Annotated in this window: 19 protein-coding genes; 12 read left to right on the top strand and 7 right to left on the bottom strand. The window is 45.8% G+C overall.

Annotated elements, in window-relative coordinates:
- The first annotated feature begins 31 nt into the window (after positions 1–31).
- From KE627_RS05580 to KE627_RS05570, 3 genes are all read left to right on the top strand, one after another.
- Positions 32–1,579 (top strand): YfcC family protein, encoded by a 1,548-nt coding sequence (locus KE627_RS05580; protein WP_013726959.1) that lies wholly within the window; start codon positions 32–34, stop codon positions 1,577–1,579.
- 150 nt (positions 1,580–1,729) lie between these two features.
- Positions 1,730–2,146: an OsmC family protein gene (locus tag KE627_RS05575; RefSeq protein WP_013726960.1), complete on the top strand. Its 417-nt coding sequence runs from the start codon at positions 1,730–1,732 to the stop codon at positions 2,144–2,146.
- A 10-nt stretch (positions 2,147–2,156) separates the two neighbouring features.
- Positions 2,157–3,788: a peptide ABC transporter substrate-binding protein gene (locus tag KE627_RS05570; protein ID WP_056938887.1), complete on the top strand. Its 1,632-nt coding sequence runs from the start codon at positions 2,157–2,159 to the stop codon at positions 3,786–3,788.
- A 212-nt stretch (positions 3,789–4,000) separates the two neighbouring features.
- Here KE627_RS05570 and KE627_RS05565 read toward each other — a convergent pair whose 3' ends face one another.
- Both KE627_RS05565 and KE627_RS05560 read right to left on the bottom strand, forming a co-directional pair.
- The gene (locus KE627_RS05565) at positions 4,001–5,668 is read right to left on the bottom strand and encodes a glycoside hydrolase family 13 protein (protein WP_013726962.1); all 1,668 of its coding nucleotides are present in this window, start codon (positions 5,666–5,668) and stop codon (positions 4,001–4,003) included.
- 24 nt (positions 5,669–5,692) lie between these two features.
- The gene (locus KE627_RS05560; protein ID WP_056938888.1) at positions 5,693–7,084 is read right to left on the bottom strand and encodes an SLC45 family MFS transporter; all 1,392 of its coding nucleotides are present in this window, start codon (positions 7,082–7,084) and stop codon (positions 5,693–5,695) included.
- 392 nt (positions 7,085–7,476) lie between these two features.
- Here KE627_RS05560 and KE627_RS05555 point away from each other — a divergent pair, with 392 nt between their 5' ends.
- Positions 7,477–8,463: a LacI family DNA-binding transcriptional regulator gene (locus KE627_RS05555; protein WP_013726964.1), complete on the top strand. Its 987-nt coding sequence runs from the start codon at positions 7,477–7,479 to the stop codon at positions 8,461–8,463.
- Positions 8,464–8,703: 240 nt separating this feature from the next.
- Here KE627_RS05555 and KE627_RS05550 read toward each other — a convergent pair whose 3' ends face one another.
- Positions 8,704–9,171: an MFS transporter gene (locus KE627_RS05550; RefSeq protein ID WP_173667700.1), complete on the bottom strand. Its 468-nt coding sequence runs from the start codon at positions 9,169–9,171 to the stop codon at positions 8,704–8,706.
- 263 nt (positions 9,172–9,434) lie between these two features.
- Here KE627_RS05550 and KE627_RS05545 point away from each other — a divergent pair, with 263 nt between their 5' ends.
- The gene (locus KE627_RS05545; protein ID WP_013726965.1) at positions 9,435–10,529 is read left to right on the top strand and encodes an NAD(P)-dependent alcohol dehydrogenase; all 1,095 of its coding nucleotides are present in this window, start codon (positions 9,435–9,437) and stop codon (positions 10,527–10,529) included.
- 69 nt (positions 10,530–10,598) lie between these two features.
- Here the strand turns inward: KE627_RS05545 and KE627_RS05540 are convergent, their stop codons facing one another.
- Positions 10,599–10,844, bottom strand: a complete 246-nt coding sequence (locus KE627_RS05540) for a hypothetical protein (RefSeq protein WP_013726966.1) — start codon at positions 10,842–10,844, stop codon at positions 10,599–10,601.
- 107 nt (positions 10,845–10,951) lie between these two features.
- Complete coding sequence (locus KE627_RS05535) at positions 10,952–11,539, bottom strand: uracil-DNA glycosylase family protein (RefSeq protein WP_056938889.1); 588 nt, start codon at positions 11,537–11,539, stop codon at positions 10,952–10,954.
- A gap of 132 nt (positions 11,540–11,671) precedes the next feature.
- On the opposite strand from KE627_RS05535, the gene arsC reads away from it, so the two are divergent.
- The 4 genes from arsC to KE627_RS05515 all read left to right on the top strand — a co-directional run bounded on the left by arsC (position 11,672) and on the right by KE627_RS05515 (position 15,982).
- A complete protein-coding gene (arsC, locus tag KE627_RS05530; protein ID WP_013726968.1) occupies positions 11,672–12,106 on the top strand; it encodes an arsenate reductase (thioredoxin) in 435 nt (144 codons plus the stop codon).
- Positions 12,107–12,538: 432 nt separating this feature from the next.
- Positions 12,539–13,939 carry an amino acid permease gene (locus tag KE627_RS05525; protein WP_056938890.1) on the top strand — a complete coding sequence of 467 codons (1,401 nt, stop codon included), beginning with the start codon at positions 12,539–12,541 and terminating at the stop codon, positions 13,937–13,939.
- A gap of 64 nt (positions 13,940–14,003) precedes the next feature.
- Positions 14,004–14,933, top strand: a complete 930-nt coding sequence (locus tag KE627_RS05520) for a nucleoside hydrolase (RefSeq protein WP_013726969.1) — start codon at positions 14,004–14,006, stop codon at positions 14,931–14,933.
- Positions 14,934–15,022: 89 nt separating this feature from the next.
- A complete protein-coding gene (locus tag KE627_RS05515) occupies positions 15,023–15,982 on the top strand; it encodes a 3-hydroxyacyl-CoA dehydrogenase family protein (protein ID WP_082602312.1) in 960 nt (319 codons plus the stop codon).
- Positions 15,983–16,136: 154 nt separating this feature from the next.
- Here the strand turns inward: KE627_RS05515 and KE627_RS12450 are convergent, their stop codons facing one another.
- Together KE627_RS12450 and KE627_RS05510 are read right to left on the bottom strand one after the other, a co-directional pair.
- Positions 16,137–16,259 carry a hypothetical protein gene (locus KE627_RS12450; protein WP_013726971.1) on the bottom strand — a complete coding sequence of 41 codons (123 nt, stop codon included), beginning with the start codon at positions 16,257–16,259 and terminating at the stop codon, positions 16,137–16,139.
- A gap of 564 nt (positions 16,260–16,823) precedes the next feature.
- Positions 16,824–17,354 carry an HdeD family acid-resistance protein gene (locus tag KE627_RS05510; RefSeq protein WP_013726972.1) on the bottom strand — a complete coding sequence of 177 codons (531 nt, stop codon included), beginning with the start codon at positions 17,352–17,354 and terminating at the stop codon, positions 16,824–16,826.
- A gap of 76 nt (positions 17,355–17,430) precedes the next feature.
- Here KE627_RS05510 and sfsA point away from each other — a divergent pair, with 76 nt between their 5' ends.
- From sfsA to KE627_RS05495, 3 genes are all read left to right on the top strand, one after another.
- Positions 17,431–18,180 (top strand): DNA/RNA nuclease SfsA, encoded by a 750-nt coding sequence (gene sfsA, locus KE627_RS05505; protein ID WP_013726973.1) that lies wholly within the window; start codon positions 17,431–17,433, stop codon positions 18,178–18,180.
- 135 nt (positions 18,181–18,315) lie between these two features.
- Positions 18,316–19,008 (top strand): glycerophosphodiester phosphodiesterase, encoded by a 693-nt coding sequence (locus KE627_RS05500; RefSeq protein WP_056938891.1) that lies wholly within the window; start codon positions 18,316–18,318, stop codon positions 19,006–19,008.
- Between the two features lie 155 nt (positions 19,009–19,163).
- Positions 19,164–21,095 (top strand): S53 family peptidase, encoded by a 1,932-nt coding sequence (locus KE627_RS05495; RefSeq protein WP_013726975.1) that lies wholly within the window; start codon positions 19,164–19,166, stop codon positions 21,093–21,095.
- Positions 21,096–21,120 lie beyond the last annotated feature (25 nt).

Here is a 21,120-nt window from a genome sequence, read left to right as displayed (position 1 = left end):
TTGTGTTGTACTTCTCAGAAGGGGGGAAATTATGGACGCACAAGTCGAAAAACCAAAGAAGCATTTCAAGCTGAAAATGCCCGGTGCCTTTGTCATTCTGTTCATTTTGACAATCGTTGCCGTGGCTGCCACCTGGATGGTTCCTGCCGGTAGTTATTCAAAATTATCGTACACGAATTCATCTTTGCAGGTAACTGACCCACACGGTAAAGTCACCACGGTTCCCAGCACCCAAAAAGAATTAGACAAGCTGGGCGTCAAAATTAACATTAAGCAATTTACAGATGGCGGCATCACTGCGCCGGTATCAATTCCAAATACTTACCAGCGACTCAAACAGCGGCCGGCAAGCATTGCGGCTGTCCCGACCAGCATGGTCAAAGGGACCATTGAAGCCGTCGATATTATGGTCTTCATCCTGGTTCTGGGAGGCTTGATCGGAGTCGTCAAAGCCAGTGGCGCTTTTGAATCCGGTCTGCTGGCCCTGACCAAGAAGACCAAAGGGCATGAGTTCTTGCTGATCTTCTTCGTTGCCATCCTGATGGTTCTGGGTGGAACCCTTTGTGGGATCGAAGAAGAAGCGGTCGCCTTTTATCCAATTCTGGTACCGATTTTCATTGCTATGGGGTACGATTCGATCGTGTCTGTTGGCGCAATCTTCCTCGCGAGTTCGATTGGAACCTGTTTTTCAACCATCAACCCGTTTTCCGTGGTGATTGCGTCTAACGCTGCCGGCATCGACTTTACCCAAGGTCTGCCGGAGCGGGCCATTGGTTTGGTGATTGCTGCCAGTTTTGTCGTGACTTATCTGCACTGGTACAGCAAGAAAGTTAAAGCTGATCCAAAGTTTTCTTACTCCTATGACGACCGTGACGAATTTAATGCAATGTGGGAAATTGCCCCAACCGGGGAAGATGCCAAATCCAAATTTACAATGCGTAAAAAGCTGATTTTGATATTATTCGTTGTCACCTTCCCACTGATGGTTTGGGGCGTTATGTCTCAAGGTTGGTGGTTCCCAACCATGGCGGCTTCATTCCTGTCATTTGCAATTATCATCATGTTCCTAACGGCAACTGGTAAAAATGGGCTTGGAGAAACGGGTGTCGTTGATGCTTTCGTGAAAGGTGCTTCCAGCTTGGTTGGCGTTTCGCTGATCATTGGCTTGGCACGGGGAATTAATCTTGTGCTGAATAACGGGAAGATTTCTGACACCATGCTCCAGTATTCATCAACCTTGGTTGCCCATATGAACGGTCCAATGTTTATTGTTGTGATGCTGATCATCTTCTTCCTGTTAGGATTCATCGTCCCATCTTCATCAGGCTTGGCGGTGCTGTCGATGCCGATTTTGGCACCGTTGGCCGATACGGTTCACATTCCACGTTATGTCGTGGTAACTGCCTATCAGTTCGGTCAGTATGCAATGCTGTTCCTGGCCCCAACCGGGTTGGTGATGGCAACCTTGCAAATGCTGAACATGAAGTATTCACACTGGCTGCGTTTCGTGTGGCCGGTGGTTGTCTTCGTCCTCGTGTTCGGTGGTGCATTGCTGGTAACTGAAGTTTTGATTAATTAATATTTAATACGTGAACTCAAAGTGCCTCCCCGTCAGGATTGACGGAGAGGCATTTTGCTCTAATTATTAAACAACTTCCAACAAATCCAGTGACAAACCAGCTATAATAATTAATAATCTGCACGAGACACATTCATGAGGAGGTTCATCATGGGGAAATATATTATCAATTCAAAGCTTAGAAAAGTTGGCGCTCAAGTCGACACAAAAACAGGTATTCATCAATTTATCGTCGATGAACCGATTGCCGGTCACGGAACAGACGCTGGTCCTAATCCGGTGCAATACTTGTTGTCGGCCGTCGGCAGTTGTTTAGCCATTACAGCCAACGACATCGCCCGAAAGCACCCGGAAATTCAAATTAAGAAGTTTGAAACCAAGACGACTGGCGAGACCACTCAGTATCAAGATGGGCGATCGGCGGTGACCAAAATTGTTGTTCAGATTCATGCCGAAACGAATTTGGATGAGGCTGGGCACAAGGCGTTTATGCATTCAGTCGTCAAGGACTGTACGGTTCATGAAACGTTAAAGCACGCGGTTCCGATTGAGTTGCAATTCATCTAGGAGGGGTACTATGGGAAAGATCCGAAAGGTGTCGTTAAGTATTGGAATTGTCATGGTTGCGGTATTTTTGGCGGCTTGTGGCAAGCAGTCTTCCCAAAATAATGCGCAGAACAAGTCGATTACCTTAATGCAGACATCTGATTTAACGTCGTTGGACAATACCAATCAAGCCATGCTGCCGGAGTTTAACACCCTAACCAACATTTCTGAGGGGCTCTACCGGCTTAACAGCAAGGATCAACCAGTCCCAGCAATGGCCACCAAGATTGTTAAGCCAACTGATAACGGTAAAAAGTATGTCTTTCATATCCGTTCGAATGCCAAGTGGAGTAACGGTGATCCTGTAAAAGCGGAAGATTTTGAATATTCCTGGAAACGATCCTTGAACCCGGCGAACAACCCGGTTTACACCTACGTCTTTAGTGGAATCAAGAATGCCGATGCGATTATCAATCACAAGAATTCCTACAAAACGCTTGGAATTAAGGCAACCGGCGACAAGACCCTTGAGATCAATTTGGATCACCCGATGGCCTATTTCAACAAGTTAGTCGCAATGCCGGTCTTCATGCCGCAGGATAAATCATTTGTCCAAAAGGTGGGTGTCAAAAAGTACGGGACTAACGCTAAGAATACCGTTTCCAACGGCGCCTTCAAGATTACCAACTGGACCGGTACCAACGATGCTTACCGGTTGGTAAAGAACCCATATTACTGGGACAGGTCGGCGATTAAGTTAGACCAAATCAACTATAAGACCGTTAAGGATTCCAATACGGCCCATAATTTATTCGAGGACGGCAAGTTGGACGATGCCACCATTTCCGGTGTTACCGCCAAGTCCCTGCAGAAGAATAAGGACTTGAAGCGGATACCTAAGGCCTGGACTTATTATCTGCAGGTTAACCAACGGAAAGGGCGACCACTTGCCAATCAAAAGTTGCGGCAAGCCATTTCATTAGCGATCAACCGAAAAGAACTGACCAATAAGGTCTTGGCGGATGGGTCACTGCCAGCCAGCAGTTTTGTCAGCCCAGGAACAGCCGTTGACCCAACGACTGGTAAGGATTTCAGTCAAGAGACTAGTTTTAGTGTCGCGCCTAACATCAAGCAAGCCAGAAGTTTGCTGGCAGCCGGTAAGAAGGAAGCCGGGATTACTGGTGATTTGAAGCTTTCTATTGTTGGTGATGATCAAGATGTAACCAAGAATGTTGCTCAATATATTCAGGGACAGTTAGATTCTAAACTCCCCGGCGTCAAGGTTAGTATCGCCAACCTTCCTGACAAAGCTCAACAGGCCCGCCGAAGCGAAGGCAAGTTTGATCTTGCTCAGTGGTACTGGTTAGCCGACTTCGGCGATCCAATCAATTACTTGGGAATCTTGACCTCCAACAATACAATGAATCCGGGCAAGTTTAGCGATGCCACGTATGATTCACTGATTGAAAAAGCCAAAACCGCCGCTAATCAGACCGATTACTGGAAATATCTCAGACAAGCTGAGAAGCGATTGATGAACCAAAACGGCATCATTCCGCTGTATTACGTGAGAGAAAGCCATTTGGTCAACCCGAAACTCAGTGGCGTTGAGTATCATGTCGCTGGGTTCCCAGATTATACGCGGGCAACGATTACGAAGTAAGTTGCTGAAAAATTGATAATCGATTTTAAAAGTAGGAGTGCTAGCTCGATTCAGACACAATCTGCATTGAGCCAACATTTCTGAACAGAACCCCTTGAATTGGATTTTTCCAGTTCAAGGGGTTCTATTGATCAAATATATTTTAAATTCATGCGTAATTCCGGTCAGAGAACCACTACCAGAAGGCTCTCTATGCCGAATATATGGTGATTCTAGTTAAATACATAGACCTTACTTTCATAAGGACGTAATTCCGTACCTTGATCATCACTGTAATTGCTGATGACGAGTTTGTCGGCTTTACCCTGACCATAATCTCGCGTCACCGTGTCGGCAGTGAAGTTACTGATTACTAGCAACGTCTTGCCTTGATAGTGACGCCGGTAAGCAAAGACCTCTGCGTCATCAGGATCAATCTCATCATAGCTTCCGAACTTAACCAAGTCAGAATCATGACGGAGCTGAATCAGCTTTTGATAGTGGTAAAAGACGGAATCTTTATCGTCCACCACAGCTTTAGCATTGATTTCTTTATAGGTTGGGTTCAAAGCAAACCATGGTTTTGCATCTGAGAAGCCGGCATTTTTGCCATCGTCCCACGGCATTGGTGTACGAGCATTATCTCTAGAAATGTTAGCTAAATATTTCAGCATGGTTGGCCCATCGACTAGCTTCTTTTCTTCAACCAACTCGTGATAGGCATTGATTGATTCGAGATCTTCGTACTGATCGATGCTGGTGTAGTGCACATTGGCCATACCGAGTTCTTCACCTTCAAAGACAAATGGCGTTCCTTGCATCATGTGAAGGGTCGTGCCCAGCATTTTGGCGGCGCGAACCCGGTACTTTGGATCATCGTTGGCGAAGCGCGAAACTGCCCGCGGTTGATCATGGTTGTTCCAGTAGAGACTATTCCAACCCTTTCCATCTAAGGCTTTTTGCCAACGGGATAGGGCATTCTTCAACTCTGGTAGCTTGACCGGCTGATCGTTCCATTTGCCCAAGCGTTTGTCTGGATTGGGTTCCAAGGCAACGTGTTGGAATTGAAAGACCATGTTCAGTTCATGGCTATCGAGGCCAGTGTAGTTGATGGCATCTTCGGGCTTTGAACTCGGCATTTCACCAACCGTCATGACATCGTAGTGGGAAAGTACCTTTTCGTTCATTTCGTGGAGATAGTCGTTTAACTTAGGACCATCGGCAACCAGACCTTCTGTGAGCGGGTAGGTGCCTGGCTCAGGTGCGTCCGGCAGGCCTTCAGGTTTGGAAATCAGGTTGATGACGTCCATTCTGAAGCCATCAATTCCTTTATCCAACCAGAATCGCATGATGTCCCAAACGGATTCCCGAACGGCTGGGTTTTCCCAATTCAAATCAGGTTGGCCAGGGGCAAACAAGTGCAGGTAGTACTGACCTCGTTCTGGAACGTATGTCCAAGCACTGCCACCAAAGGCTGCGTGCCAGTTGTTTGGTTCATGACCGTTAACTGGATCGTGCCACATATAGTAGTCAGCGTACTGGTTATCCTTGGATTGTTTGCTTTCTTGGAACCAGCGGTGTTGATCGGAAGTATGGTTAACCACGAGGTCCATCAGTAACTTCAATCCGTGGGCATGAACTTCTTTCAACAATTCATCGAAATCAGCCATCGTGCCATATTCCGGTAAGATTTTTTCGTAATCGGCAATGTCGTAGCCGTTATCTTTGAGAGGTGATTGATAAATTGGGTTCAACCAAAGGACGTCAACGCCAAGCTTCTTTAAATAGGGCAGGCGTTTGATGATCCCATGAAGATCACCAATCCCATCATTGTTGCTGTCTTGAAAACTTTGTGGATAAATCTGGTAAATTACGGCATTTTGCCACCATTTTTTGGTCATATTGAATTCTCCTCTTTCTCGTGATTATAGTTTAACCGGTTTACTCAGTTTTGAGTGGATAAAGCCAACTGAAAATGCAGCGATTACTAATGAAACCCCGCCAACCAAGAACATTGCTGGCATTGAGTGCCCAACCATTGGGAAGATGAAGAAGCTGCAAAGAGATGCTGCAATTTGCGGTAAGCAGATTGAACAATTGAAGAGTCCCAGGTAAGCTCCTTCATTTTCACCGTTCAAAGCCTCTGTTAAGAGTGAGAATGGTTGGGTGTTCATGGTGATATAAGTGATCCCAATCAGACAGAATGGCAAAACGAGCAGCCACTTGATGTGGATGAAGAAGATCATGATGAAGCCAAGGGCACCAGCAAGTAGGCCAAAGACATACCATGCTTTTCGATGTTCTGGCTTTGTCCGTGCTTGAACCAGCAAACCAAAGATAACCGAAGCAACGGCCTGGATGCAGGTAAGGACGCCATACCAATTACCAGCGGCTTGATAACCGGCTGATGAAGGGTTGGATGTGTGCCAAACATTGAGGGAAATGGCACCGGCGGCGTAGGTCCAAGAATAGAGAATGGCAAACCATGTAAAAAATTGGACAATTGAGATTTCCCAGAAGACTCGGGGGGCTTTTTTAGTTAATTCCCAGAGACTAGGCTGCTTCTTTTGCTTGGTTAAGTCAATATTGTGATATAAAGCATATTCTTCAGGATTGTATTCGTGAACTTTGGCAATCGTGTAAAACGAGGTCAGCAACAGAACGGCTGCGGCCAGGTAGTAGGCTAATTTAACGGTAATTGGCACTTCACCTTTTTGAGCGACGTTTGAAAGGCCAATGAATGCAAGGAAGAATGGAACCAGGCTGGCAAGAACTCCACCAAGGTTGGAGAAGGACTGCTGCCAAGACCAAGCCATATCTTTTTGGTCCTCGTTGACCATGTCACCGATGATCATCTTGAAGGGCTGCATACAAACGTTGGATGAAAGGTCCATAAATAGTGTGGCAATAGCGGCAAACCACAGTGCGGCCGCCGAACCGTAACCGAATCCGAATGAACCGGCGTTAGGAAGTAATACCAAAACAATTGCTGCGACGGGTGCGCCAATAAATAAATACGGCATGCGTCTTCCAAAACGGGTCCAAGTGCGGTCAGAGTATTTACCGATTAAAGGTTGAATAACCATTCCGGCTAACGGTGGCAAGATAAAGAAAAATCCTAAGTTATTCGGGTTAGCGCCAATAGTTTGAAAAATTCGCCCCATTTGTGATTGTTGAAGCGAGAATGCCATGTTAACCCCGAAAAAACCAAATGTCATTGCAAAAATCGTACTTACTTTCAAACTTGGCAAATGGGATGCAAAACTTTTAGGTTCAGTTTTAACGTCACCATTTCCAGCTTTTACTTTTGCGTCCATAGTAATTCCTCCTAAAAAGTGAGCGGATCCAGGCGGTTAGGGATCGGAGTGTAAGTCTCTTTGGCAGAAAGCTCAGTTCTGGAATTTTTTGTCGAAAACACTTATATGTAGATCTCTGCTTGGATAAGCTATCTCCGTGAACGCTTTCGCAACTTGGCCAATAGATATATATTGCAAGAAAACGTTTACAGCGATTATAATAGCACCCAAAGAAAACGTTTGCAAACCCTTTATATCAACAACACAAACGATTGCGTTTTACTAAAAATTAAAGCGACGTTTACTGTGCTAAAATGGGGTGAACAATGTAAAATGCTTAACGTTAATGATCCCATTAAAGCTTTACAACGTACATAGCTTTACAACGTACATAATAGAGAGGTGGCGCAATCATGGCAGTCACAATTAAAGATATTGCCAAACAGGCAGGTGTCTCTACTGCCACTGTTTCAAGGGTGTTGTCTGGCCAGACAGCATTTTACTCAGAAAAGACAGCAAAAAAGGTAAAAAAAACAGCCAAAAAGCTTGGCTATCAAAAAAATACGGCTGCCGTTGAACTGGTTACCCGTCGCAGCAAGGTGATCGCAGTCATTCTCAGCTCAACCAAATCAAACTTTTCTGATCAGATTATCAATGGTATTCAGCAAGAGGCCCGTCGGCATGATTTGAATGTGATTATCGTATTTGCCGGCGAAAATGATTCCCAGATGGAGCGGAAAGCATTGGAAACCGTGATCGAGCGGTCGGTAATGGGGATTTTGCTGGTCGCCGTTAACCTTAATCCGGCTAACGAGGACTTGTTACTGAATGCTAATATTCCGTTTCTGTTCCTGTCAATCACCATCGAAAATCGGGGATTGCCGTTCATTACCTCCGACGATTTTCAGATCGGCTATCAAGCCACTAAGTATTTGATTGATAAGGGTCATTCCAAGATTGGATTTGCCGCTGCAGATTTAGACTCTGTGACCGGTCAGTTGAGGTTGGATGGTTATCGTCATGCCTTGGCAGACAATGGGTTACCATTGAATTCAGGTTGGGTTTTGGGCGGTGACTTTGCCTATGAAGATGGCGTTAATGCCATGAAACAATATGGCCGTAAGCCGGAAGTGACCGCGGTGATCGCGTCCAGTGACTTGGCCGCAATCGGCGTGATGAATCAGGCGCGGGATTATGGATTAAAAATACCGGCTGACCTGGCTGTGATGAGCATTGATGGTACGAAACTTTGTGGCATCGTGCGGCCACAATTAACCAGTGTCACTCAGGAGTTCTTGGAGATGGGAGTTCGGGGGATGCAGCAGATTATCAGTCCGCCAGCAAAAGCCGCCAAGTCATCCTTTACCCCATTTAAAATTATTCCCAGACAAAGTGTCTAGGACCGTCGTACAAAGCAGCAACCCGAAACTCAACGGGGTTGAGTATCATGTCGCTGGGTTCCCAGATTATACGCGGGCAACGATTACGAAGTAAGTTATTTTAAAAGTTTGTAACAAAATAAGAAGCCTCAGTTCAATGCGGACGTGTGTCTGAATCGAACTGGGGCTTCTTATTTTGGCCATAAAGGCTTGAATGCTGGATTTCAATTTTATGCGAATAGAAATTCTTAGCATTACTGATTAGGCGATATTCTTTGAACCTCGCCGTCGAATGAGGATCCAGCCACCTGCCAAGATGATCAGTGAAATAACGACGACCACGACAAACAAATGTTGGTAAGCTTGCTGGGCAATTTGGTAAAAGGTGGCTAATTTGTCGGAGTGCGATTCGGCTGCCTTTGCTAATAAATTCCGATAGTATTCCTCAAGAGGTGTACTCAGCGACAGACGACTAAATCCGCTTTGGATGATGGTCGCATAAACGGTTGGCGCAATCGTGAGGCCAACTTGACGACTGACAGACAAAGTCCCAAGCGCAATCCCGTTATCGGCTTGGTCGGCGAATTGGGCCATCAAAACGGAAAGCTGGGCGCCCATCAGCATGCCGAATCCAAAGCCAGCCAACGTTGAGGTAGCTAAGAACCAACCGTCTGCTGGACTTAAGAAGGCAATCATGGCAAACCCGACTGCTGCTTTCCTGTCCCCCATATTTCCGATCCTCCACATGAATGTTTTACTTCGTGAGTGACGTCGTGTCACATAACCAACATCTGAATTATAGCGCGTCGATGACACGGTGTCACTATCGTTGCTCAATAAAAGCTTTTTTGGGATGTCAGAACATTTATCTTGTGGGCTTAAATTGACCCCGATTCAAATAATCATGTTAGAATCCTTTTGTAAGCTCTTACATTGAATATATTGTTGCTAAGAACAAAGACACAGTATCGATAGTACAGGGAGGTTACCTTATGAAAATTACAACAGCGGTTGCCCAGAAACAGGGTGCAAATTTAACAATTGAATCTGCAGAGTTGGACTCGCCTAAAGCAAATGAAGTTTTAGTGGAGATAAAAGCAACAGGCATTTGCCACACTGATGCTGCTGGTAGAGACTATGCCACGACACCGTACCCGGTTGCGCTTGGTCATGAAGGTGCAGGAATTGTCAAAGAAGTCGGTAGCGGTGTCAGTACTGTCAAGCCAGGTGATCACGTGGTCTTATCGTTTTCGTATTGTGGTCATTGTGAAAATTGTTTGACTGGGCATCCAGCCAGTTGCATTCACTTTAACGAACTCAATGCTGGTGGTCGTAATTTTGACGGTACTCATCGTATTCATAGTGAAGGTGGTAAAGATATTTCCACATTTTTTGGACAATCATCATTTTCCACTTATTCGGTTGTTGATGAACATGGTGTTACTAAAGTGCCAAGCGATGTCGATATTAGTTTGCTTGGTCCATTGGGATGTGGATTTCAAACTGGAGCTGGAACGGTTTTGAATGCCTTGAAACCTAAATTTGGTAGTTCTATTGCTATTTTTGGGACTGGCGCTGTTGGGTTGGCTGCAATGATGGCTGCTAAAATGATTGGAATGGATCATATTATTGCGATAGATATCCATGATAATCGATTGGAGCTTGCAAAAGAACTTGGCGCAACCGAAACCATCAATAGTCAGAAGCGGAATCCAGAGGATGTAGTTAAGGAATTATTGCAAACTGGAGTGGAGTATAGTATTGATACCACTGGTGTTTCTCCAGTTATCAAACAAGCTGTTCACGTCTTAAAACCATCTGGTACTTGTGCGTTAATTGGTTTGGCAGGCGATGTGACTTTCAATATTCAAGGAGAAGTGATCGGTGAGGCAAAACAAATTATTGGTATCATCGAAGGCGACGCCATCCCACAATTATTTATTCCCAAACTGGTCAACTACTACAAAAAGGGCTTATTCCCATTTGACAGACTGGTAAAATATTATAAGTTTGCCGATATCAATCAAGCCTTTGAAGACTCAGCCGACGGCAGTGTCATCAAACCGATCGTAAAAATTGGCAACTAAAAAATAGAAACGCTGGCTCAATCTGGATTAAAATCCACACTGAACCAGCGTTTCTATTTTTGCAGAAGATTATCTTTCCCAACCACACAACCGATAACCATGGCTGCGGGCCCAATGCTTGGTCACGTGGCGCTTGTAACCGGCGTTACTCAGGCCTCGGCAAGTCTTTGAGTAGTGATATCGTTTGCCGTGGTTTGACGCGATCCAGACATAGGTGGTTCTGGCCGAAACTTCTTGGGGCGGAATTGACATTAATCCGCCGCCCATCGTGAATGCTGCAACAACTGTCAAAGTTGCTTTCTTAAGCTTTAACATGATGTTTCCCCCGAAATATAAAATATGTGAATAATAGCACAAAAATAGTTTACCATAAATTATCAGGTATTAATATCACAATATTAATATTTCTATAAGGGAAATTGCTAATCATCTTGCATGATCTTGCGAATTCGTCCCTGCAAGTTCGGCACGACGTCCGTCAAAAACCAGGGATGCTGCTTCATCCAACCATAGTTCAATGGTGAGGGATGGACCAAAGGAAAATAGTCCGGCAAATAGTCTTCGAAGTGGCGAACTGTTTCAGTTAAGTTTCTTTGGCGCCGATTTCCTAGATAATATTTTTGGGCATATTGGCCAATTAATAATTTCAGTTTGATATTGGGCATCTGGGCTAATAGGGGCGGATGCCATTTTTGAGCGAAGCCTTTTCGCGGTGGCAAATCCCCGTGGGCACCTTTTCCGGGATAATAAAAGTCCAGTGGCATGACGGCAATTTTGCCTGAATGATAAAATTCTGTCTTGTTTAATCCCATCCAGTCCCGCAGCCGGTCGCCACTCGGGTCGTCCCAAAAGACCATCGATGCTTGGGCCTTGCGACTGGGTGCCTGGCTGATGATTAAGATTTCTGCTTGGGGATCAACGTGGAACAACGGCTGAATGCCTTGTTTGGTGAACGACTGATTTTGGGGGTCGTCTTGAATCTGCCTAAATAATTCCGCAACTGTGGCCATGAGATCACCTCGTTCTGACTTTTACCTTCATTTTCCACCAAATGATTATCCTGTCAAAGCAAATTCACCATTAACAAGGAGCAATGGCGTAAAATAACCTTAGTTAACAGAATCCGAAGGGGGAAGGGGCAAATGGGCCAAAAGACAATCTATTTTCTCTGCACTGGTAATTCCTGCAGAAGCCAAATGGCGGAAGGTTTTGGCAAACAATATTTGGGTGACCACTATCGGGTGTTCTCGGCTGGAATTGAAAAGCACGGCGTCAACCCAATGGCTGTTCAAGTCATGGCCGAAGCTGGTGTGGATATTTCTAGCCAAACCTCCAAGCTGATTGACCCGACAATTTTAAACCACGCTGACTTGGTGGTTACGCTGTGCAGTGATGCCGAGAAACGTTGTCCGATAACGCCACCGCAAGTCGCCCGTCAACATTGGCCTTTTCCTGATCCGGCCGCTGCAACCGGCAGTTCCAGTGAACAATTACAGGTTTTTCGAGAAGTTCGCGACGCCATCAAGGCGCGGATAATTGACTTTGCCAATCTTGAGGCCGACCAAAAAAATCATTAGTTTAGGCACTGTTATATCAGCCGTTCACGCCACCGACCCCAAAAATGTCCTTGCAATCTGCATAATCGATGCTAATATTAGTATTAAATTAAAACATTAAGCGATGATGAGAAGAGTAGCAAGTATCCTTTGGTAAAGAGAGCCGCGTTTGGTGAGAGGCGGTCAAAGTCAATCTTGTGAAGATGAGCTCAGAGCATTAGGCACGTGCAAGCGATGCCTACGTTAAGACACGTTACGATCTCAGACTTAATTAACCAATTTGGTTAACGAGTTGTGAAGGTGGCCGATTGTGAAATTGACCATAAAACTGGGTGGCACCACGTGTTTACGTCCCTGCAGTATTTGACTGCAGGGGCGTTTTTTTGTTGGGACAAATGAAATCCAGTCATTTGTCTCCGGAGTGCTCTTACATCATCCAAGGAGGTTCAAACAATGTTAGCAGCAGAAAAAATTGAGGTCAATAAAGACGGTACACGGCGGGGGTTATCCAACCTGGCCGTACAAATGATTGCCTTTGGCGGTTCGATTGGTACCGGCCTGTTTCTCGGTGCTGATAGTACGATTCATCGAACCGGACCATCAATCATCTTGGTCTACCTGGTCATCGGCATCTTCTTCTTTTTGATGATGAGGGCGATTGGCGAGATGATGTATTCCGATCCTGAGCAGCATACCTTCGTTTCGTTTATTGGCAAATACGTCAACGAACGCTTGGGCAAATTTGCGGCATGGAGCTACTGGCTGGAACTTATCCTAGCCGGAATGGCCGAACTTACAGCAATTTCAACCTATGTCAAATATTGGTTCCCTGATGTTCCGGCACCATTAATCCAAGTCGCATTCCTGGTGATCTTGAGTGGGGTCAATTTGGCGATGGTCAGTTCCTTTGGCAGGTCTGAAACCTTTCTATCAGGAATCAAAGTCATTGCGATCTTAGCCCTGATTGTCATCGGCGTCTATCTGGTCTTTACCCATCATCAAAATCCCGCCGGCACCCACGCCTCTTGGGGCAACTTGACCGATGGTTTCACAATGTTTCCAAATGGGATTCATCAATTCATCATGGCCTTTCCAATGGTCTTCTTCGCCTTTCAGGGAATGGAGTTTGTCGGCATCACCACCGCAGAAACCAAGAACCCTCGGCGGGTATTGCCCAAAGCAGTTAACCAAATCATCGCTAGAATTTTGCTCTTCTACATTGGTTCATTAATCATTATCATGGCGATCACCCCATGGAAGACCTTGAATCCCAATCAAAGTCCGTTCGTCCAAATCTTTAACCTGGCTGGAATTCCCGGCGCCTCAGCGGTGATCAACCTGGTGGTAATCGCTGCCGCCATGTCGACTTTAAACAGCGCCATTTTTTCCACCGGCCGGCATTTGTATCAGCTGGCTCAAGAGTCTCATGCTAAAGAAATGAAGGCGTTCCAAAAGGTTTCCAAGAGCGGCATCCCGATTGTCAGCGTCCTCTTTTCGGCAGGGATGATGCTTTTGGCACCCGTAATTAGTTCCTTTAACTCGCTTGGTGCGGCCTTTTCATTCATTGCCTCAGTTTCCAGCGATATTTACATTCTGGTGTGCATGCTGACAATGGTTGCCCATTGGAAGTATCGTCATTCCAAGGACTTTCGACCGGATGGCTTTAAGATGCCCAAATATCGTTGGTCCAATCCATTAACGATTGCCTTTTTCATCGCCATTTTTGCCAGCCTGTTCTTCAGTCATGATTCACTGTTGCCGGCAGTCGGTGCGGTCATCTGGGCCTTGGTATTCTACGCGGTCTTGCGGCGGCGGAATACCGAGAATTTGGGCGTTGAAGACAGCAGTGACTGATTTTGAATAGACCGGCGATTCAGCTTCCTGTATGATGGACTTAACAGATAAGGAGGATGAAATCGTGAAAAATGTTTACTTTGACCATGACGGTAACGTCGATGATTTGGTGTCGTTATTACTCTTGCTGCAAATGCCCGAAGTCAATTTGATTGGCGTGGGGGTGATTGACGCTGACGGCTACATTGAAGGATCGGTTCCAGCTTCACGAAAGATTATCACCCGATTCGGCAACGGCGCTCAGGTGTCAGTTGCGGCTTCCAACTCTCGCGCTGTTCATCAATTTCCTAAAGAATGGCGGCTCAGCTCGTTTTCCTTCGATGCTTTCCCGCTGCTCAACGAACACGGCGGACCAACCACGCCGTTGGCTGAGAAACCAGCTCACTTGGATATGATTGACAAGCTTAAGCAGGCTGACGGCAAAACTGACTTGGTGATGACCGGGCCATTGACTGATTTGGCAAGGGCGCTTGAAGTCGACCCCACGATTGTTGATAACATCCAGCGGCTATACTGGATGGGTGGCACGATGCGGACAGAAGGCAATGTTTTGGAGCCTAAGCACGATGGGACCGCTGAATGGAATGCTTATTGGGATCCTGAGGCCGTTAAGGCAGTCTTTGATGCCGATATCGATATCCAAATGGTTGGACTGGAAAGCACCAATCAAGTGCCATTAAATGCCGACGTCCAGCAGCACTGGGCCAGCTTGCGGCGTTACCCGATGATGGACCTGATCGGTCAAGGTTACGCATTGGTATCATCTTATGAAGCTAACTCAACCTACTACCTGTGGGATGTGTTGACGACGGTGGCCAGTCAGTACCCTGATTTGATTCAGTCAAAGGACATTCATGGTGATGTTTTGACCACAGGTGCCGGAGCAGGTCGCACGTTTGAGACTGATAACGGACGGCCAATTAACCTTGTGACCGAAGTTGACGGCCAGGCCTTTTATGATAAATTTGATGAATTACTGACTCAGGGTCATTAAAAATTGCAAATGTGAATAGATGAACAATCGCCTCCAATATGGTAGACTCAGCGTAGAGAACGTTGGCTTATCAATTTGGAGGCGATTTTATGTCGGCACTTAAAATGAAGGAGATTAAGGTAATTGCCAATATTGGCGCGGGAACCATGGGGCATGCCACGGCCCTGCAATTTGCGATGAATGGTTATCCAGTTAATCTCCTGGATATGAATCAAGCGGCTTTAAATCATGGGATGGATTTGATTGAACACGATCTAGCCACTTTTGAAGAAAACGGACTAATTAAAGGCAACCAGAAGGCGGATATTTTGGCACGGATTGTGCCGACCACCGATTATTCTGACGCCTTGGCAGATGCAGATTTCGTGATTGAATCAGTTGTGGAAAAGTTAGCCGTGAAAAAGACCGTTTGGCAGAAAGTTGAACACTATGTTTCCGAAGATGCCATTATGGCGACCAACACTTCGGGACTTAGTCCAACTACCATTCAAGCTGATCTAAAGCGGCCGGAGAACTTGGTGGTGACTCATTTCTGGAACCCAGCACAGTTAATGCCGTTGGTAGAAGTTGTTCCAGGTGAGCAGACGTCAGAAGTGACGGTCAAGACCGCAACGGCTTTAATGAACCACATTGGTAAACACGCAGTCGCCCTGAAGAAGGAATCGCTGGGATTTGTTGGCAATCGAATTCAGATGGCGGTTTTGCGGGAAGCCTTCAAGATTGTCGATGATGGCATTGCCAGTCCGGAAGCGGTTGATGACATCATCAAATACAGTTTGGGCCGTCGTTGGAGCCTGGTCGGGCCAATCGCCAGTGCAGATTTGGGTGGTTTAGATGTTTTTGAAAATATCAGCAGTTACCTCTACGATGATTTGGCCAATAATACCGGCACTGATCCAGTCTTGAAGAAACTGGTGGACGCTGGGAACCTGGGATTGAAGTCTGGCCAGGGATTCTACAATTGGGAAGGTGATATGGGTAAGGAAGCCATTGCCAATCGAGATCAGGCCTTATTGCAATTGTTGGCGGAGGATCAAAAGAAGCGCTAAGAGATGTTACACGTGAAACAACCAAGTGGCAGGGGAAATGGTTGAACCCTGCCATGCTTGAAGCTTCAAAATTCCTCAAGAACCAAAAATGGCATCTATTTCTATGATTTAGAAATAGGTGCCTACTTAATGCTATCTAACTTGACTTTCATTTTCATTGTCCTTTAGTAACTGAGTTCCAAAAGAGTCGGTTGCTTTCACTGGTTTGCAGATTGCCGGCATCTTGAACCTTCTTGGTAAATACACGTTCCAACATCTTCTTCAAAGTTTTCTTCATATTACATGCCCTCCCTGTGTTCAATTCTAAGAGTCATTAATGGTGTGATATCAAGGATTCAATTTAGTTGATTGAGACACTTTTCTTTGACTCCACCTTTAGTATAGGGCATAAAATATTACATTTGAAATGTTTTGCTCATGAATTTGTAAATTAGTTCATGAAAGTGAAATGTATGCGTTTACATTAGCCCAAGCGATTCATTGAAAAATTTTACGATTCAGGGCAGGGTGGGGTCCTTTTAACATCGTTGTCAGTTTGTGGGCAGCCTGGGATCGGCAAAGAAAAAGCACAACGCCATCTGCGCTGTGCCAAGTGCCCCCACACTTGTAATGAACTAAATGCTCTAAACTTGATTCGATACATATCTCTTGGATGATCCCCAATAACGTTTGAGCGATACTCCCCGGCTGATAGCTGTTAAGCCATCGCTTGTGATCCGTGGGACGAGTGATGATTGCCCCGTTCACAGAGCTATTGTACGATAATGCGAAGAAATATACAAGAAGAATTTGAATGAATAGTCCATGGTCAGCATAAGCGACGCTCTATTACTGTGGGTTGCTAAATGCCCAGTTTCCAAGAAGTGATAATTTCCATAATCGCCATCACGACCATGGTTGCGCCGAAGATCTGTAGTAATACCAGAATTGTGCCAAATGGATTAAATGCCAGCAGGATGCCAACCAGGATCAGTAACACACCATACAACACAAAGGGCATTGGTGAAACGTTGACGTACTGACGATGATTGAGCGCGGTGAAGACGTTGGAAATGCCTGTGACGATCAGGACGATCCCCAAGATAAATGGCAAAAATGACAAGAGTGGTTCTGCCAATAAGAAGACGATGACGGCAACGATTAACTGAGTAATGCCGACCGCCAGACTATAGTCGACCACTTCGTTATTTCGCCGCTGCCGCCAAGCAGAAATTAAATTGATCACCCCAAAGACAATGAAGAAAGCCGCAATTAAATTAATGGCGATATTCAACGTGTCGTGTGGGTCAAACAGGAACAGCAGGCCGAAGACTATGTAAGCGATACTTTTCAGCCAAATATAATTTTTAATCTGATTAATGAATGAATACATCTGAATTCCCCCTCAAGACTCATATTACCTATATAATACTAGTAATAAGTTTAAAACGACAGTCTCGAGGTGCGTGATGCAATATCCTAACGTTCATTTAGCCAAATTCATCGACCGACCCAACCGATTCATCTCTCATTGTCGACTGATCGAAACTGGTGAAGTCGTGACCGTTCACGTGAAAAATACCGGCCGGACAACCATTCTCCAACCTGGGGTGACGACAGCGCTGGTGCATAATGACAATCCTAACCGCAAGACAGCCTACGATCTGGTGGCCGCCAAGAAGTACGATCGCCAATGGATTAACATTGACTCTCAGGCGCCCAATAAAGTGGTTAAATCAGGGTTAATCAGCAATTACATTCAACTGCCGGGAATCGAATCGATTGCGACCGTTAACCCGGAGACGACCTATTTGGACTCCCGGTTGGATTTTTCCGGAACCGGCAATTTGGGCCAACGATTCTTCCTGGAAGTCAAAGGGGTGACCTTGGCCAATCAGGGGATCGCTGCATTCCCGGATGCGCCCACCACCCGTGGGTTAAAGCACGTGTTGACCCTGGAAAAGGCGGCTCAGGCTGGATATTTCGCCTATTTATTATTTGTCATCCAAATGAAAAATATTCATAAAATGACCATTGACCGTGATATTTTTAATGACCTGGCGGTGGCAATTGCAAAGGCGCAAAAAAATGGCGTTCACGTCCTGGCCTATGACTGTCAGGTCGAACCGGGATCCTTAACGTTGGACCAGCCAATTCCATTTGATTTGGACCAACCATTTGTCAGTGATGGGCTGCCGTCATCAATTGGTCATATTTGAAAGATTGGCGGTTCTTAGTTCAAATTCCCTTGAATGTCTCGCCAGTCGTGTTATTATGATAGGCGCATTGGTGCGAGTGCGGCATTGTTGATCGCACATACTTGATTTATTTGGAAGGAAGCAATTTTACACACAATGGTAAGTAAAACATTGATCTTCGGCCACCGAGGCTATCCCCATATGTTCACCGAGAATTCTTTGAAGGGCTTTGCGTACGCGATTGATCACGGCATCGATGGTTTGGAATTTGATGTCCATTTAACTAAGGATAACGTTCCGGTGATTATGCATGATGAAAAGATCGATCGAACCACGGATGGAACCGGCGAGATTCGCTCATATACCTTAAAGCAGCTCCGTGAGTTCCATTTGAGTGATGGTGAGACGGTTCCAATGCTCAAAGAGTTATTGACGCTGGCAAATGGCCAACCGGTTCATCTGAACTTGGAGTTCAAGACCAACGAAATCCACTATGACAATATTGAACAGATCGTCCTGGACATGGTGAAGCAATATGACCTGGTCTATCCGGTCATCTACTCATCATTTAACCTCGACTCCCTCAAAATTGCTTACAAGCTTGATCCGACTCAGCAGTATTGCTACCTGTCGGAAGAAGATATTAAAAATCCCCGTGAGTTGATGGCAAAGGAACACTTGGTGGGCTTGCATTTGAGTCACTACGTCCCAATGCGCCACGTGAAGGAACGGATCTGGACCGTTGATGACCCTAAGGTGCAAAAGCATCTATTCGGACTCAACGTTGCCGGTATTTTCACCAATAACTTTGAAGGTGCTGAAAAAATTAAAGCAAACGTCACTGCTTAATCTGATCATTTTACCTGCATTTCCATGACACTGAGTGTTGTGGGGATGCTTTTTTTCTTGTCTTGGATCCGTGAGCCAACTGTTCAGAAAATCACTGTTTTCGTGCTAAAATCGATTCATAGAGCACCATGAGGACACTGAGGGGGATGGATGAGATGAGTAAATGGATTCGCAGATTTTTAGTTGGTTTTGTGGCCTTATTTTCACTGGCTTTGTTTAATTCAGCAGCCGCTTCGACCGTCGATGCCTTCGGGACGATTTTTGAAAATATGATTATGGCGAACCGAATGAAACCGACGGCCCTGAAAGCCAATTCGACCGCGAGCTTCGATATTGTCATGAAGCCACAGGACTCGACGGCTTATTATCAAAAGGCGTTGGATGTCAATGATCCAACCAAGGCTGATTTTAAGAATTATCTGAGCACTTCGGATATTCGCCAGCAGTTTGGCCAGCCTGATGCCGTCATCAATGGGTGGGTTGCCTTGTTTAAAAAGAATCATCTGACCACTCACGTCTACCAGGATGGATTGGTGTTGAATGTGCAGGGGAAGACCAAGGATGTGAATCGCTTGTTCAAAACGAATTTGAGCGATGCCACCTATCACTCGGACCCGCTCCAATTTGGTAAATCCAAACCCAACATTCCCGCCAACCTGCAAGACTCCGTTCTGGCAGTGATGGGAATGGCCGATCATAACAAGAAATTCTGGTTCCCGGATTCTGACGTTACCTTTAAGAGTACTCCCAAAGCGACTAAGGCACTGGCTGATAAAAATGCCGGCTATACCAGTCATTTTACAAAAACCTATGGCGTTGACCAGCTTTACGATCACGGCCTGACAGGCAAGGGCCAGACGATTGGCCTGGTTTCTTTTGGCAATGTCCAAACCAGTGACCTCACGCACTTTTGGCGGCATGAACATGTAAATGCATCCAAGTCCCGGTTCCAAATGGTGAAAGTTCTTGGTGATAATTATCGGAAAGATATTAAATCGACCAGCGACGGAGAAGCCACGATGGATGCTGAATATGCCGGATCTGTGGCGCCTGAAGCCAACATTAAAATGTTTAACAGCGGTTCTGTGATTCCAACGTTAATCAATCTTATTAATACTTACTTAACGGCCTACGACGATGGCAGTGTCAACCAGATTTCCAGCAGTTGGGGGATGGGACCCAACAACTACTTCCAGATTTTGGAGAAAATGAATTTATTGCCATCCCAATATGTTGAGGTGTTGAACCTGGTGCTTGCACAATCGGCACTCCAGGGGATTTCCAATTTTGTGGCTTCCGGTGACAGCGGCGCCTTGAACTACACCGTGGTCGGCATTCATGGAAATGATGTTTTGTTGGACCGGAAAATCAGTGACGCCGATCCGTATACCACTAGTCCTTGGATCACCTCGGCCGGCGGAACCAGCTTACCGTTTAAGCAGTCCGTTGCTCCAAACGGCAAATCAATTGGCACAATCTCCAACCAAAAGCAACGAGCTTGGGGCAGCGATTATTGGTGGCCGTTCCTTCAGGTTAACGATGATTACCTGCTGACAATGCCTGAATTCTTCAACGACATTAGTGACGGCGGTGGCGGCGGGTTCAGTCACGTCTACCAGACGCCGGCCTATCAAGAAGGCGTTCCCGGTGTGAATACCTTTAATGCCCGCGAGTATCTGTCGCAATTAAGTGGCCCAGTCTATAACGCACCACTAGTTTCCGGAACTGATGATGGCAGAAACTACCCGGATATCTCAGCGAATGCAGATGCGACTACCGGTTACTTCACGTATCAAAAGACGAGCACCTCTAATGGCTGGGAGATAAGCGGGGGAACCAGCATTGTTTCACCACAGTTTGCGGGGGTGGCAGCGTTGATTAACAGTCAAGCTGACCATTCGCGAATGGGTTTCTGGAATCCACAGCTGTATCAACTGGCAACCAAATCGGATTCACCACTGCAACCACTGAACGACACTGAGAATAATTCAAATCTGTATTATACTGGTCAACCCAATACTGTTTATAATCAAGCGAGCGGGTTGGGGACCGTTGACTTTGCAAAGTTGATGGATGTTTACAAGTGATGTAATTGATAGTGATATAAAAAGT

Source organism: Lentilactobacillus buchneri (assembly GCF_018314255.1).
Taxonomy (GTDB): domain Bacteria; phylum Bacillota; class Bacilli; order Lactobacillales; family Lactobacillaceae; genus Lentilactobacillus; species Lentilactobacillus buchneri.
The sequence above is the reverse complement of the archived record's forward strand: the minus strand, read 5'-3'. Positions and strand labels throughout refer to the sequence as shown.